This is a genomic window from Catenulispora yoronensis (assembly GCF_039531695.1).
GTDB classification, from domain to species: domain Bacteria; phylum Actinomycetota; class Actinomycetes; order Streptomycetales; family Catenulisporaceae; genus Catenulispora; species Catenulispora yoronensis.
In genome coordinates this window covers 1-13,653 of record NZ_BAAAQN010000010.1, presented here as the reverse complement: position 1 = coordinate 13,653, position 13,653 = coordinate 1, and the positions used below count along the sequence as shown (strand labels likewise).

Genomic DNA, 13,653 nt, shown 5'->3' with positions numbered 1-13,653 from the left:
GGCCGGGTGGAAAGCGGCCGACTGTGTGGTCAGTGCTCGACGACGGCGGACTGTCCGGTCCGCGCCGACAACACCGCGGCCTCGACCATCGCCAGACTGCGCAGGTTGTCGTGGCACTCGCCGTCCGGGACCTCGCCGGTGCGCAGGGCCCGCACGAATCCGGCGAGCACCTCGGCCAGGCCGGGGAACTCGGCGGACTGCGGCGCGACCGGCAGCGGCTCGGCGGGCGGCTCGGCCTGGCCCTCCTCCCGGGCCGGCGTGAGCACCGGGGCGTTGACGCCGTCCCAGGTCGCGCAGCCGCCGGCGCCCTCCAGGTACCAGGAGCCGGTCCAGGACGTGAAGTCCGAGCGCGCGGTCCAGCAGCCGGTGAACGCGAAGTGCAGGCCGCCGTCCATCCGGAACAGCGCCTCGGCCGAATCGTTGCCCGGGTACCAGGACCACGGGGTGCGATAGGCGTTGCAGAACACGGATGTTGCATCGGCCCCGGTCACGGCGCGGGCCGCGTCGAACAGGTGGATCGCCATCTCGCGCAGCAGCGGCTCGTCCCAGAGGTGGACGTAGGGCCCGGCGCGGTGCGGGAGACGGAAGTCGATCTCCAGCCGGGTCAGCGGGGCCAGGCGGCGCGCGGCCTCCTTGAGCGCCCGCGTGCCCGAGAGCTGGCGCCGGTCCTGGGTGACGGCGAGCAGCCGGCCGGTCCGCTCGGCCACGGCGACCAGGTCGCGCGCCTCGGCCAGCGACATGGCCATCGGCTTCTCGGTGAGGACCGCGCAGCCGTGTTCGAGGGCGGCGGTGGTCACGGCCCGGTGCGCGGCCGGGGGCGAGCTGTTGAAGACTATGTCCGGCCGGAGGTCGTCGAGCAGGGCGGCCAGATCGGTGCCGAGCACGACGGAGACACCGGCCTCCTTCGCGGCGTCCTGGAGCGCGGCCTCGTCGAGGTCGACCCAGCCGACCAGCTCGGTGTCGGGCTGGAGCGCGATCTCGCGGGCCCAGTTCCGGCCCATGAAACCGGCGCCGACGACGACCGCGCGCAGCGGCCCGGGGGTGGTGACGGTGGCGAACACGATGTCCTCTCGGCGCTGTCGGCCTTCGTGGTGCTGTCGGCCTTCTTGGTGCGGTCGGCCTTCTTGGTGCTGTCGGCGGGCTCGGTGCTGTCGGCGGTCTCGGTCTTCAGCGATAGCAGGGCCCTGATGGTCGGTCGCGGATTCGGATTCGGATCCGGCCCCGGGCACGCCGCTCACCGCTCCCACCACCCGACCGGCGACGGCGCGTCGACGAAGTGGCCGCCGACCGGCCCGGTGGGCGCGGCCCACCGCACGGCGTTGGCGATGACGTCCTGGACCTCGGCCTGGTGGTACACCGGGCACTCCTGGTCGCCGGCGCCGAAGTAGAAGATCCGGCCGGCGCCGCGGGTGTAGCAGGCCCCGCTGCGGAACACCTCGCCGCCGGTGAAGGACGAGATGAACACCAGCTCGTCCGGCTCCGGGATGTCGAACGGCTCCCCGTACATCTCGTCGTGCGGGATCACCAGCGGCTGCGGAATGCCGGCCGCGATTGGGTGCCCCGGCTTGACGGTCCACACCAGGTGCCGGTCCTCGCCGTGCCGCCAGCGCCGGTCGCAGCTGGTGCCCATCAGCGAGGTGAACAGCTTCGAGCCGGCGCCGGAGTGCAGCACCACCAGGCCCATGCCGTCGAGCACCCGGCGCCGGAGCCGGGCGACCGTGGCGTCGTCCATGTCGGCGTGCAGCAGGTGGCTCCACCAGACCAGGACGTCGGCGGCGTCGACCGCCTCGGGGGTGAGGCCGTATCCGGGCTGGTCCTGGGTGGCGGTGGCGATCTCCGCCGCCGGGCCCAGGCGCTCGGCCAGCGCGGCGGCGACGGTGCCGTGGATGCCGAGCGGATAGCGCTCGGCGATCTCGGGGCGGGTCAGTTCGTGGTGGTTCTCGTTGAACACGAGTATCCGCACTGCGGAAGTCCTCTCAAAGTGGTGCCGTGCCGTGGAGCGAGGGGTTCGAAAAGCAGTGGGCTGCGGGGATCCGGCCATCCCTCCGGATCCCGCGGCCGGTCGCGCCGACGCGTCAGCTCGAAGCCTTCTTGGCCCATTCCGAGTCGAGATAGGACGCGGCGTCCTTGGCCGACTTCTTGCCGAGCATCACGTCCTCGACCGCGCCGTAGACCGCGTCGGTCATGCCGGGGATCAGCGCGTCGTCGCCGGCCTCCCAGCTGAACGCCTTCACGACGGTGCCCTCGGTCTTCGCCTTCTGGTACAGGTCGTAGGACGCCTTGAACACCGGCCCGGTGCTGGCCGGCGGGGTGTAGCCCTTGATCGCCGGGAACAGCGCGTCGTGCAGCACGTTGTTGTCGAGGTTGTCCTTGTCCAGCTGGAAGCCCAGGGCGAACTTCTTGGCCGCGTCGAGGTTCTTGGCGTGCGCGCTGACCTCCAGGCCGCCGCCGGTGTAGGCGGGCATGACGAGCTTGCCGTCGTCGGTCGGCCAGGCGAACACGCCGATGTCGTCCTTGATCGGGCTGGCGTCGGCGGCCGAGGCGAACCACACGCCCATCGGGTACATGGCGCCGGAGCCGTCCAGGAACGCCTTCTGGCTGTCGGCGTAGTTGCGCGACAGGCCGGACTGGTCGATGTAGCCCTTGGCGGCCAGGTCCCCGACCCGCTGGAGCGCGTCGACGAACCCGGGGTCGGAGAACTTCACCTTGTCGGTGTGCCGCTCCACCAGCCAGTTCGGGTCCTGCCGGTAGACCTGGGTGGCGACGGTCGCGGACAGCGGCAGCACCGCGGCGAAGGCGTCCGAGCCGCCGCCGACCTGGAACGGCAGCACCCCGGCGGCCTTGAGCTTGGCGGCGTCGTCGAGCAGCTCGGCGTAGGTGGCCGGCGGGTTGGCGATGCCGGCCTTGGCGAACATCGACTTGCGGTAGTAGACCATCGGGATGGTCTGGGTGTTGGCCGGCAGCTGGTAGACCTTGCCGCCGATGGCCCCGCCGTCCGGCACCTCGAACTCGCCGAGGTCGCTGCCCTGCCACGCGTAGAGGTCGCCGGCCTGCGCGAAGCCGGCCGGGGTGACCGCGATCATCACGTCCGGGAACTGGCCCGAGGCCTTGAGCTGCTTGGCGTAGCTGGTCCGGTCCGCGGTCGGGGAGACCAGCCGCTTGACCTTCATCCCGGGGTACTTGTCGGTGACGCGCTTGATGGCCGCGTCCCAGTAGGCCGGGGTCAGGTTCGGGGTCTCGAAGGTCAGGAACGTGATGGTGGTGTCGTCGCCGGAGCCGGAGCCGCCGGACCCGGACTTGGCCCCCGAGCCGCCGGCGGCCGAACAGGCGGAGAGCGCCAGCGCGCAGAGCGCGGCCGCGGCGCCGGCGGCGAGCCGCGGGGCGGTGCCCCGGCGCTGCCGGGCGGCCGGGACGCCGGACGTGGAAAGGACGGGTGTCGGTGCTAGGTGACGCCGTGGAAACATCCGCTGCCTCCTGGGGGCTAGGGGTGGGAACCCGGGGAGCCCAGCCTCGCCCGGGTCCCGTGAGCGCTCACGGGAGCGCTCACGGGACGTAAGCGTGGGGCAGATCACACGGTCTCGTCAAGAGCCGTTATCAGATTGGATGCGGAACGGGGTGCGGGAGGGGAGGGGGGATCGGAAGCGATGATCTGGCTGATGGTGGTCGTTTGATCTTAGAGAACGACCGGTAACAAGGGGGAACCGCGGGCGGGGTGGGCTCGGCCGCGCGAGCTTCGGACTGCCGCGCTCAGGTGCCGCGCTTCAGGTGCCGGACTTCAGCTGCCGGGCTTGCTTCAGCTGCCGGACTTCTCTTGAGCCGCCGGGCCGCTCACGCCGACCCGCGGACCCGCAGTTCGGGTCGCATCAGCACCGGCTCCGGGGCCCGCCCGGCCAGCAGTTCGGCGGCGGCCGCCACCGCGAGCTCGCCCATCCGCCGGATGTCGACGTAGACCGACGTGATCGGCGGCTCCACCAGCTCGCCGAGGGGCAGACCGTCGAAGCCGACCACGGCGCAGTCCTCGGGGACGCGCAGCCCGGCGGCCTTCAGCCCGCGCACCGCGCCGACCGCCAGCACGTCGTTGTAGGTGAAGATGCCCGTGATCTCCGGACGCCGGGAGGTCAGGGCCCGCACCGCGGCGGCGCCGCCCTCGATGCTCCGCGGGGCGCTCTCGACCGCGTCGTCGTCGACGGCCAGCCCCAGCTCGCGGGCGATGGCCAGGAAGCTGGCGCGCCGCTTGTCGCGCGGGTCGTCGGCGCCGTCGATCATGCCGATCCGGCGGTGGCCGGCGGCGGCCAGGTGCTCGACCGCGAGCCGGACCCCGCTGGGCACGTCGATCCCGACGCCGGGGGCCGATCCGGTGTCCCAGCCCGGGTCCAGGACCGCGAACGGCACGCCGAGCTTGACCGCGTGCGCCAGGACCGCCGGGGTGCTGAGGAAGCCGGCGCCGACATCGGCCTGGTCGGCGAGCGTGGTCAGGGCGCGGACCTCGCGCTCGGGGTCCTCGCCGGTGTCGTAGAGCACCACCTGCCAGTCCCGGGCCTGCGCCGCGCGCAGCACGCCGGAGGCCAGCTCGGGGAAGAACGGGTTCCCGATGTCGGAGATGATCAGGCCCAGCGTGGTGGTGTCCTGGCGGATCAGCCCGCGGGCGAAGCGGCTGGGACGGTAGTTCAGCGTGCGGGCCGCCTCCAGCACCCGGCGCTTGGTCTCGGCGTCGATCTCCGCCTTGTCGTTGACCGCCCGGGAGACGGTCTGACGCGAGACCCCGGCCAGCTTCGCGACGTCCTCGATCGTCGCGCGCTTGGCCCGGGGCTCCGGGGAAACGTTCAAGACGGTCGCCTCCTGCGGGCCGGACGCGAAGCAACGGCGCCCCCGGACCGGGGGCGCCGCATGCACTTCGGGCGGGGCGACACCGCCCCACGGGGTTCACCGTACTCGATACGACGCCGGTTCAGGGTGCCAGAAGCTGCGCCAGACCGAACGCGAACTCGCAGGTCTGCTTGGACCGCAGCCGCATCCGCACCCAGTACTGGCCGGTCCAGAACGGCGGGAAGGCCGGATAGCGCGGCTGGAGGATGCGGTACTTGGAGCTGCCGGAGGCCATCAGCTTCACCGGCGTGTACCAGATCAGGCCCAGCCCGCAGAACACGAAATGCAGGACCATCGCGACCGGCGTCAGCAGCCAGAGGAAGACCCAGTAGAGGCCCACGAAGAAGTACGCGATGCCGATGAACGGGCTGAAGATGACCAGCAGGAGGATCGCCCAGAAGCCGCGCCGCTTCTTCGGCTTCTTGGCGGGCTCCGCGTCCTGGGGCGGCGCCGGCTGCTGCTGGTATTGCTGCTGGTACTGCTGCGGCGGTTGCTGGTACTGCTGTTGAGGCTGCGGGTACTGCTGATGCTGCGGCAGCTGCTGGCCCGGCTGGAGCAGGACGGTTTGCTGCTGGCTCAGCGGCTGGTTCGGCTGCTGGTTCGGCTGCTGCTGGTTGGGCCACTGCTGACCGGGCGCCTGGTGACCGGGTGCTTGCTGGCCGGGTACTTGCTGACCGGGCGCTTGCTGACCTGGTGCCTGCTGACCGGGCGCTTGCTGGCCGGGCGCTTGCTGGCCTGGCTGGAGCACCACCGTGGCCTGGTGGTTCGGTGGCTGCTGCGGCTGGTACTGCGGCTGCGGCTGCGGTGGCTGCTGCTGCGGTGGCTGCTGCTGCGGCTGATATTGCTGTGCCGGCATCTGCGGCTGCTGATACTGCTGCGGCACCTGGCCGTACGGCGCCTGCTGCTGATAGCCAGGACCCTGCGGCGCCTGCTGCGAAGGCTGCTGTTGGTAGCCGGGCGGCCCCGGCGGCCCCGGCGGCCCTTGCTGATACTGCTGCTGGGGCGGCTGCTGCGGAGCCCCCGGCCCCTGCGGCGGCGCATGGCGCATCGGCTGATCGGTCATCAGAAGTCCCTCCCACACTGCTGACAAGCAGCTGACAGGGTACCGCCAGCTGTGCTCGGTAGGGCGGATCGGCCCGAAGGCCGGTCCGCCCGCCGTCCGTTCCGGAGCGTCAGGCGCCCTGCTGAAACGGCTGCGCCAGGTTCTGGTCCGCCTGACGGAAGTTCTCCGCGGAGTTGGTCAGCATCTGCGACAACGCCTGGAGCGATCCGTCGATCTCCTTGCGGCCGTCGCGCCAGCCGTTGGAGAAGTCGTGCAGAGCGTCCTCGACCTCTTTGGCGCCCATTTGTCCGTCATACTGATGCGTCCAGTCGCGCGCCGCGTTCATCCGGGTCCTGATGGACTCCAGCTGCGTCCCGAATGTGTCCAGCGCGTCGACGTCGACGACGAGATCCGGCATGTGCACGTCCCCCTCGTGGCAGTGACCTTTGTCCGCAGTCGAGTTTATAAAAATATGGATCTCTGGGGAGGGGCTGTCACCGGACGCCTCCGGCGGCCGCCCTCACCATCCGCTCCGCACTGCTGACGAGGTTATCCAGCACGCCCGCGGAGGGGTCCCCGACCAGCACGCCGCCGCGCTTCACCACCCGGCCGTCGACGACGACGGCGTCGATGTTGCCGGGGTGCGCCGAGGAGACGACGGCACCGACCGGGTCGTGGCCGAACGGGCTCAGGTTGGAGTCGTCGGCGCGCAGCAGCACCAGATCCGCGCGCTTCCCGGGCCGCAGCGAGCCGATCCGATCGGCCAGCCCCAGCACCTCGGCGCCGCCCAAGGTGGCCGCGCGCAGCACGTCAGCGGTGGTGGGCCGGGACCCGGCGCCGAGGTGGCCGGTGACCAGCGCGGCGCGCATCAGCGTGAACATGTCGCCGGCCGTGGCGGTGACCACGTCGGCGCCCAGCCCCAGCCGGACCCCGGCCGCGCGCAGCCGGCCGATCATCGGCGCGCCGTGCCCCATCTGCGCCTCGACCGCCGGGGCGATGGCCACCGCACCGCCGGATTCGGCGATGAGGGCGAGTTCCTCGTCCGGCAGCGAGTTGCCGTGGACGTAGACCGTCCCGGCAGCCAGCAGGCCCTCGCGCTGAAGCGCCAGGATCGGCCGCTCGGCAACCGGACCGGCTCCGACGTGCACCGTGATCGGCAGGCCGAGTTCCCGCGCCAGTTCCCAGTCCTCGCGGACGGTCTCGATCGGGGCGTAAGACGGCCCGGCCGGGGACAACTCCATGGTGAGCAGGCCGTGGTCGGAGGCGAAGTGCTGGGCCCGGACCCGGCGGACATCGGCGAGGTCGCGCGCCTCGGCGTCGAAAGCCGGGTAGCCGTAGCCGAAGACGGCGCGCACGCGGGCGTCGGCCAGCGCGGAGACGGCGGCGTCGGCGTGCTCGGGCGAGTACATGACGTGGGCGAAGTCCTGAACCGTCGTGACCCCGGCGTCGAGGCACTCCAGCGCGCCAAAATACGTACTCGTATATACGTCCTCGGGCGTGTAGCGCGGCGCCATCGTGCCGAGGACCAGCTCCAGGTAGGAGCCGAGATCGGAGTCCGTGGTCAGGGCGCGGAGCGCGGTGAGCCACAGATGGCGATGCGTATCGACGAAGCCGGGCAGCACGACGCGGTGTCTGCCGTCCACGACTTCGGCATCCGGGACATCCAGACCGGTACCGAAGTCCGCGATACGGCCGTCCTCGATCAGCAGGTCGACGCCGGTACGGACGATCGGCGCGGCGGCCGGGTCGTCGGCGAAGTCGACGAGCCAGGCAATGTCGGAGACGAGCAGCCGGGAAGCACTCATCGGGGAACCCCCTTCACAGAAAGCTTTCTTTAAAGCTATCCGGGAAGGGGGTTAGGCTGTCAAGCGTGACCAGCACCCCGGACCGCGTCGACGAGCTGCTGGCAGCTTGGCAGGCCGAGCTCCCTGAGGTGCTGGGTCCGGCCAGCGAGCTGACCAAGCGGGTGCTGCTGCTGGCCGGCCGGCTCGACGCCGCGACCCGCGCGGTGCTGCCGGAACTTGGCCTGACCGTGGCCGCCTTCGACGTACTGGTCACGCTGCGCCGGGCCGGCGATCCGTACCGGATGCGCTCCAACGAGCTCACCCACGCGCTGATGATGTCCACCGGCGGGACCAGCAACGTGATCAACCGGCTGGCCGCCGACGGCCTCGTGCACCGCGACCCGGATCCCGACGACGGTCGCAGTACCCTGATCCGCCTGACGCCCGAGGGCGTCGCCCTGGCCGAGCGCGCGGTCCTGGTGAACACCGCCGCGCACAACGAGGTGTTCGCCGACCTGACGCCCGAGACGATCGCGACCGCGACCGCGGCACTGCGCGCCATCCCGGTCCCGCCGCTGCCGCCGCTCGATCCGCGTCCGGCACAGTCCGCGCGATCGCGGCGGCCGGGGGCGCGATCGTGAGTCGTCGGCGCTGCGTCACCCACGCGCGACAGAGAGCAAGCGCAGGCCTGTAACGGTTTCTCCACAGAGCGCGACCGGGTGAATCAGAGCACAGATACACGCGGCCGTATGGGTATCCTTGCACTTTCTGACGATGTCGAACCCGATGTCGGCATCCCGCTCGGGGAGGGATTCCCAGTGTCGAGAACGTTCTCCCGGAAGCCGATCGCGGTCGCCGCGATCCTGGCTTCCTCCATCGCTTCAGCGCTCGCGGCCGGGGGCGCCGCGCACGCGACGCCGTCCGGCAGCCCGTCCAGCCCGTTCACGATCACGACGGGCGGAACCGTCTACGTCCTGGACGGCAAGAGCACCACGATCACCCTGCCCGAGGGCGCCCATGACGTTTCCTGGGCTCCGCGCGGCGGCCGTCTCGCCTATATCGGCGACGACGACGCCATCTACACCGCCGACACCGACGGATCGCATCCGATCAAGATCGCCCAAGGGAACACTCCCCGACGCACCGTCTGGGAGCCGTCCGGGAAAGCCGTGTACTGGACCGAACCCAATGGCGTTTCCGTAGTGAAGGGGGCGTTTGCCGACGGCTCGTCGCTCGGCACGCAACAACCGACGTTCCCGCTGTTCAAGGGGACACTGCCGGGGAACACGATGCTCCTGTTCCCGGACTTCGCCGCCGATGGCAGCGCCGTCACGGAGGTCCACTCTCTTGACGTCGAGGACACGCTTGGGCTGACCTACTACGACGCCAATGGGCAGCCGCAGTACTGGCACATATCCCAGGGCGCCGGCGGCCATTCGCCGACGATCTCGCCCGACGGCAACACAATCGTGTTCTCAAAGAAGACGCCGGACCAAACCACACAACTCTTCGCGATCACCCGCGACAGCTCGCCGACCAGCTGGAGCACGCCGAAGCAGATCACCTGGGCGAAGGGCGACCACACGACGCCGGTGTTCGCCCCCGACGGCAAGACCGTCGCCTTCGAGTACACCGACCCGAACGCTCCCAAGGGCGAGGAGCCGCCGGGCACCCGCAAGGTGGACCTCGCCGACGCCCTCGCCGCCACGGCGCCCGCGCCGGGCCTGGAGCAGGACCTCAGCGGCGCCTCCGGCGAGCTGACGGTCCGTCCCGACAGCCCGTCGCACGTGATCCGGTTCGCGGGCGTCGACCGCACCGACACCGCGGTGAAGGCCTCCCACCAGGTGTGGCGCACCGTCGGCGCACCGGCCGACGACTCCCGCCAGGCCGCCCAGTCGGTGGTCCTGTCCCGAGACGACCTGTTCGCCGACGCCCTCGGCGGCGCGGCCCTGGCGGCCCACAAGAACGGGCCGCTGCTGCTGACCAACAGCAAGACGCTGAGCCCGGAGACGCTGACCGAACTCCAGCGCGTCCTGCCCGGCGGCGGCACGGTCTACATCCTCGGCGGCACGGCGGCCATCTCCCAGTCGGTGCAGGACAAGCTCGCGCACCTGGGCTACACGATCCAGCGCATCGCCGGCGCGGACCGCTACACGACCGCGATCAACATCGCGAACACCGTCGACAAGAACGCCGACCACATCCTGGTCGCCACCGGCGAGAGCTTCCCCGACGCCCTGTCGGCCGGCGCCGCCGCCGGCGCCTACGACAGCACCGTCGTGGTCCTGACCGCGGGCAACACCATGCCGAAGGCGACGGACGACTACCTCCACGCCAAGAAGGGCGCCGCGCAGCTGACCTACCTGGCCGCGATCGGCGGCGCGGCCGACAAGGCCCTCAAGTCCGCGAAGTGGTCCGACTACGACCCCCTGGTCGGCGCCGACCGCTACCAGACCTCGTACATGGTGGCGCACCGCATCTTCGGCAGCTTCGACGCCGTAGGCGTGGCCACCGGCGAGGACTGGCCCGACTCCCTGTCCGGCGGCGCCATGATGGGCACCGAACACGGCCCCCTCCTCCTCGTCGACCCAAAGGCCGGCCTGTCCCACGACGACGACACCCTCCTCGACGCCAACCGCGGCGCAGCGAACTGGGGCTACGTCTTCGGCGGAATCAACGCCCTGCCGCTACGTATCGACACGCAGCTGGCAGCGGACATCGCAACGGCGACCGGCTCGACAACGGGGCCGGGGCACAACGTGGCGGTGGCGCCGAAGTTGGCGACGCCGGATGTGCGGGTGGGATGAGGTACGTCCAGCGGGGTGGTTGGTTGCCGCTGGTGAGGGAGTGAAGTAGGGAGTGAAGTGATGAGGGCCGGACTGCGAGACGGGAGTCTCGGGGTCCGGCCCTTGGTGTGAGGTGGGGAGGCGGGCGGGGCTCAGGAAGCTGCATCGCCATGCGCATTTACCCAGAGGCCAACAGCTAAGCCCGTCCTGCTTCCATCGACACGCCACTTTCGACATAAGCACGCAGATCATTGTAAATATGGGGCACCCTTAACGGCTTCAGCAGAAGGCCGAGCTTGTTGTTCTGCCGCCACGGCCTAGGGCCCGCTGCCACCAGGGCTCGAAGTGCTCGCTTTTGGTACGGATTGAGCTCAGCAAAGGCCGGCTCATGAGCAGGCGCAGTACCTTGGAAGGCAAGAGCAATAGCTGCGGGGGCCGCCGCCCACATCTGGGTCAGAGAACTCTCGGAGAATGCATCGATGGTGGTATCGATGGCCAACGGAACCAAGTCGCCGGTGATTGCTGCCAGACATTTCGATGCGCACCTGGAGAACTCTCCATACCGGTACAACAGCCCGGTCTTGTTCGACGAATCCGAGCCCAGCGCGGCACCGAGCCGCTCGATCACCGTCGCGTCCACGGCATCGGCCGCCACCAGAGCAGCCGCGGCAGCCCACGCGATTGGGTCGTCATCGCTGCTCAGGTAGGGAGCGATCGTGGCCGTCGGCGCACCCGGAAGAAGCCCAAGCGCAATCAGTGCATTGATTACCACACCGGAGTCCGACTCGCGACGCAACAGCGCGGTCAGGGCAGTTACCGAGTCGGCGGAGTCCTCCGGGAACCAGGCCAACAAATAGGCTGTCGCCGCCCGGACGTACGGATCCTCGTCAGCCAGCAGCTGACGCATACCCGGGACACCAGCGCGCACGGCCTCATACGCAAGCATCGCGGATTCTGCGCTGCGCAGGACGCTGGCCAAAGCCCAGTACCTTCGATGGCGCTCGCGTCGCCCACGTTGACCTTGATCAACTGCGGCGGCGACCCATACATCCAGCCGCCGCTCCCAGCCCTCCGCAGTGCACGAACGAAAGTCGGCAAGACACTGCCGTTGGGCGTCCACATCGAACCCACTGGGAAAGTGGTCCGTATCGTCACCGATGGCAAGCATGATCAGGAACTCGATAAGCCCACCACGACCATCGGTGTCCGGAGCATGCACAATCCGCAGCAGAAACGGCACGGCCAGATGCGTCGCGGGATACCGCGCTCCCAGATGGTAGAGGCTGGCGCCGAGCTCATCCACTGCTTCGTCGCGCTCCTCCGCTACGGACGACCGCAACTTCCGCAGGTAGCCAGGCGTGTCGACCGCCGGCCCCCGGCAATGCTCCGATTCGGCCCAGGCGACATCGTCGATCCCCGCGTAGACATCGTCAGTCGTCACGGCTGGGATTCTCGATGGTGGGTGTGACAAGCAGCCCGATGCTCCGCCCACCGTTTCATTCGTGCAGATCAGCACATAAGGGAAGCGCATAGGTCACGCAGCACACACCCTCGGCCGATGCGGGAGGAGACACGATGATCCAGGCAGCGGACCTGCGGGAGTGGCGGACCTGCGATGTGGTCGACTCCGGTGGGCGGAAGATCGGGTCGTTGGAGGCGGTTTATGTGGACACCGCTACTGACGAGCCGGCTATGGCGACTGTTCGGGTGGGCCTGCCCACTAGGCGGCGGTTGGTGTTCGTTCCTCTGGACGATGTGGTTGTCGGGCCCGGGTACGTCAAGGTCAACTATGTCAAGGCGCAGGTCAAGAGCAGTCCGGCGATCGGGACCGATGATGTTCTGCCCGTCGAGGATGAGGAAGTGGTGTTCCAGCATTACGGGTTGCCCTATGAGGTGGGTGCTGCTGGGGAGCGGCAGCTTGCCCGTCGTTGACCGTTTGGCTCAATAGGGAGAAGCGCCGTCATGGTTGTGTTTCTGCTCGTCATCTTGGTCGCGATGGTGCTCGGCATCGTCGGGGCTGTCGCGCATGGCCTCTTCTACCTGCTGCTCATCGGGTGCGTGCTCGTGGTCGCGGACCTCGTCTACGGCGTGGTGCGGTTGCGGCGTCCGCGGCAGCGGTTGCGGTGAGGGTTTTCGGCGTTGCCTGGTCGGGCGTTTCTTGGCCGGTCTGGTGATTGAGGCGACGTTGCACGTCGAGGGGGCTAGGCTGGGGGTAGGCCCAGCCGATCTGGGCGGTCTCCCTGGACCCCGGTGACTCTTGCACACCTAGCGGCAGTTCCGAGAGAGGCCGTCATGGCGGGTAGTCCCTTAGGTGAGAAAGACTATTTCATTCAGCGTTCCCGTACACTGACCCGCACATCACCAGACTCACTGCGCATCTCGGTCCACACGGTTCCGGGCGGCCCGGTGATCGCCCTGGCCGGCGAGCTGGACATTTCCACTGCTCCGGCGCTCAGGGCTGTCTGTCTCGATACGTTCGATACCTACGGTCGCCCGCACGCTGTCGTCGACGTCGCTGGACTGTCTTTCTGCGACTGCGCGGGTCTGAGTGCGTTTCTTCACGTCCACAAGCGGGCTCTCGCCAACGGCGGGTGGATCAGGCTCTGCGGTACCGACCCCAGGCTGCGGAAAGTCCTCGCTGTCACGGGGCTCGGCTCGACGCTGCGCTGCTATCCGACCGCCGCCGATGCCTTCGCCGATGTCGAACCTGGTTCGACCGAACACACAGAGCAGGGATACTCATGACAGAGCTCGTTATCCGTCCGGAGGAGATCCGCGACGCGTTGGAACGCTTTGTCGCCTCCTATGAACAGCCCGAGGCCGCGAGGGACGAGGTCGGCGCGGTGACCGTGATCGGCGACGGCATCGCCAAGGTCGAGGGTCTGCCCTCGGCCATGACGAACGAGTTGCTGAAGTTCGAGGACGGCACCCTGGGCATCGCGCTGAACCTGGACGTCCGCGAGATCGGCGTGGTCGTGCTCGGCGACTACGGGCGGATCGCGGAGGGGCAGCCCGTGACGCGTACCGGCGAGATCCTGTCCACGCCGGTCGGTGACAACTTCCTGGGCCGGGTGGTGAACCCGCTGGGTGAGCCGATCGACGGTCTGGGTCCGGTCGAGGCCGAGGGCACGCGCATCCTGGAGTTGCAGGCTCCCGGTGTGATGGCGCGGCAGTC

13 protein-coding genes and 1 pseudogene are annotated in these 13,653 nt (G+C 69.4%); 6 read left to right on the top strand and 8 right to left on the bottom strand.

The annotated features are described in order from the left end of the window. Nucleotides 1-29: 29 nt before the first annotated feature. The 7 genes from ABD481_RS11010 to ABD481_RS10980 form a co-directional block, all read right to left on the bottom strand. Complete coding sequence (locus ABD481_RS11010) at nucleotides 30-1,061, bottom strand: Gfo/Idh/MocA family protein (protein WP_344665481.1); 1,032 nt, start codon at nucleotides 1,059-1,061, stop codon at nucleotides 30-32. 173 nt (nucleotides 1,062-1,234) lie between these two features. Beyond that, a complete protein-coding gene (locus ABD481_RS11005) occupies nucleotides 1,235-1,963 on the bottom strand; it encodes a ThuA domain-containing protein (protein ID WP_344665480.1) in 729 nt (242 codons plus the stop codon). Between the two features lie 112 nt (nucleotides 1,964-2,075). Then, a complete protein-coding gene (locus ABD481_RS11000) occupies nucleotides 2,076-3,464 on the bottom strand; it encodes an ABC transporter substrate-binding protein (RefSeq protein ID WP_344665479.1) in 1,389 nt (462 codons plus the stop codon). Between the two features lie 364 nt (nucleotides 3,465-3,828). Next, entirely contained in the window at nucleotides 3,829-4,827 is a 999-nt protein-coding gene (locus ABD481_RS10995) for a LacI family DNA-binding transcriptional regulator (RefSeq protein WP_344665478.1), read from the bottom strand. 121 nt (nucleotides 4,828-4,948) lie between these two features. Next, entirely contained in the window at nucleotides 4,949-5,929 is a 981-nt protein-coding gene (locus ABD481_RS10990; protein WP_344665477.1) for a hypothetical protein, read from the bottom strand. Nucleotides 5,930-6,038: 109 nt separating this feature from the next. Next, on the bottom strand, nucleotides 6,039-6,326 hold the full coding sequence (locus ABD481_RS10985) for a hypothetical protein (protein ID WP_344665476.1): 288 nt from the start codon (nucleotides 6,324-6,326) through the stop codon (nucleotides 6,039-6,041). A 76-nt stretch (nucleotides 6,327-6,402) separates the two neighbouring features. Beyond that, complete coding sequence (locus ABD481_RS10980) at nucleotides 6,403-7,713, bottom strand: amidohydrolase family protein (RefSeq protein WP_344665475.1); 1,311 nt, start codon at nucleotides 7,711-7,713, stop codon at nucleotides 6,403-6,405. Nucleotides 7,714-7,778: 65 nt separating this feature from the next. On the opposite strand from ABD481_RS10980, the gene ABD481_RS10975 reads away from it, so the two are divergent. Both ABD481_RS10975 and ABD481_RS10970 read left to right on the top strand, forming a co-directional pair. Next, entirely contained in the window at nucleotides 7,779-8,333 is a 555-nt protein-coding gene (locus ABD481_RS10975) for a MarR family winged helix-turn-helix transcriptional regulator (protein ID WP_344665474.1), read from the top strand. Between the two features lie 177 nt (nucleotides 8,334-8,510). Then, nucleotides 8,511-10,499, top strand: a complete 1,989-nt coding sequence (locus ABD481_RS10970) for a cell wall-binding repeat-containing protein (RefSeq protein ID WP_344665473.1) — start codon at nucleotides 8,511-8,513, stop codon at nucleotides 10,497-10,499. A gap of 175 nt (nucleotides 10,500-10,674) precedes the next feature. On the opposite strand, the gene ABD481_RS10965 is transcribed toward ABD481_RS10970, so the two are convergent. Continuing rightward, on the bottom strand, nucleotides 10,675-11,919 hold the full coding sequence (locus tag ABD481_RS10965) for a HEAT repeat domain-containing protein (protein ID WP_344665472.1): 1,245 nt from the start codon (nucleotides 11,917-11,919) through the stop codon (nucleotides 10,675-10,677). Nucleotides 11,920-12,053: 134 nt separating this feature from the next. Here ABD481_RS10965 and ABD481_RS10960 point away from each other — a divergent pair, with 134 nt between their 5' ends. From ABD481_RS10960 to ABD481_RS10945, 4 genes and pseudogenes are all read left to right on the top strand, one after another. Beyond that, nucleotides 12,054-12,410 (top strand): PRC-barrel domain-containing protein, encoded by a 357-nt coding sequence (locus ABD481_RS10960; RefSeq protein ID WP_344665471.1) that lies wholly within the window; start codon nucleotides 12,054-12,056, stop codon nucleotides 12,408-12,410. Nucleotides 12,411-12,440: 30 nt separating this feature from the next. Beyond that, entirely contained in the window at nucleotides 12,441-12,605 is a 165-nt protein-coding gene (locus ABD481_RS10955; RefSeq protein WP_344665470.1) for a hypothetical protein, read from the top strand. 165 nt (nucleotides 12,606-12,770) lie between these two features. Then, entirely contained in the window at nucleotides 12,771-13,223 is a 453-nt protein-coding gene (locus ABD481_RS10950) for an STAS domain-containing protein (RefSeq protein ID WP_344665469.1), read from the top strand. Beyond that, nucleotides 13,220-13,653, top strand: a pseudogene (locus ABD481_RS10945) (F0F1 ATP synthase subunit alpha); the annotation flags it as partial. The gene ABD481_RS10950 and the pseudogene ABD481_RS10945, both read left to right, overlap by 4 nt.

Excerpts from the sequence above, each read along its gene's own strand:
- ABD481_RS11000 (WP_344665479.1), bottom strand. The coding sequence starts at position 3,464 with ATGTTTCCACGGCGTCACCTAGCACCGACACCCGTCCTTTCCACGTCC.
- ABD481_RS10990 (WP_344665477.1), bottom strand. The coding sequence starts at position 5,929 with ATGACCGATCAGCCGATGCGCCATGCGCCGCCGCAGGGGCCGGGGGCT.
- ABD481_RS10985 (WP_344665476.1), bottom strand. The coding sequence starts at position 6,326 with ATGCCGGATCTCGTCGTCGACGTCGACGCGCTGGACACATTCGGGACG.
- ABD481_RS10980 (WP_344665475.1), bottom strand. The coding sequence starts at position 7,713 with ATGAGTGCTTCCCGGCTGCTCGTCTCCGACATTGCCTGGCTCGTCGAC.
- ABD481_RS10960 (WP_344665471.1), top strand. The coding sequence starts at position 12,054 with ATGATCCAGGCAGCGGACCTGCGGGAGTGGCGGACCTGCGATGTGGTC.
- ABD481_RS10955 (WP_344665470.1), top strand. The coding sequence starts at position 12,441 with ATGGTTGTGTTTCTGCTCGTCATCTTGGTCGCGATGGTGCTCGGCATC.
- ABD481_RS10950 (WP_344665469.1), top strand. The coding sequence starts at position 12,771 with ATGGCGGGTAGTCCCTTAGGTGAGAAAGACTATTTCATTCAGCGTTCC.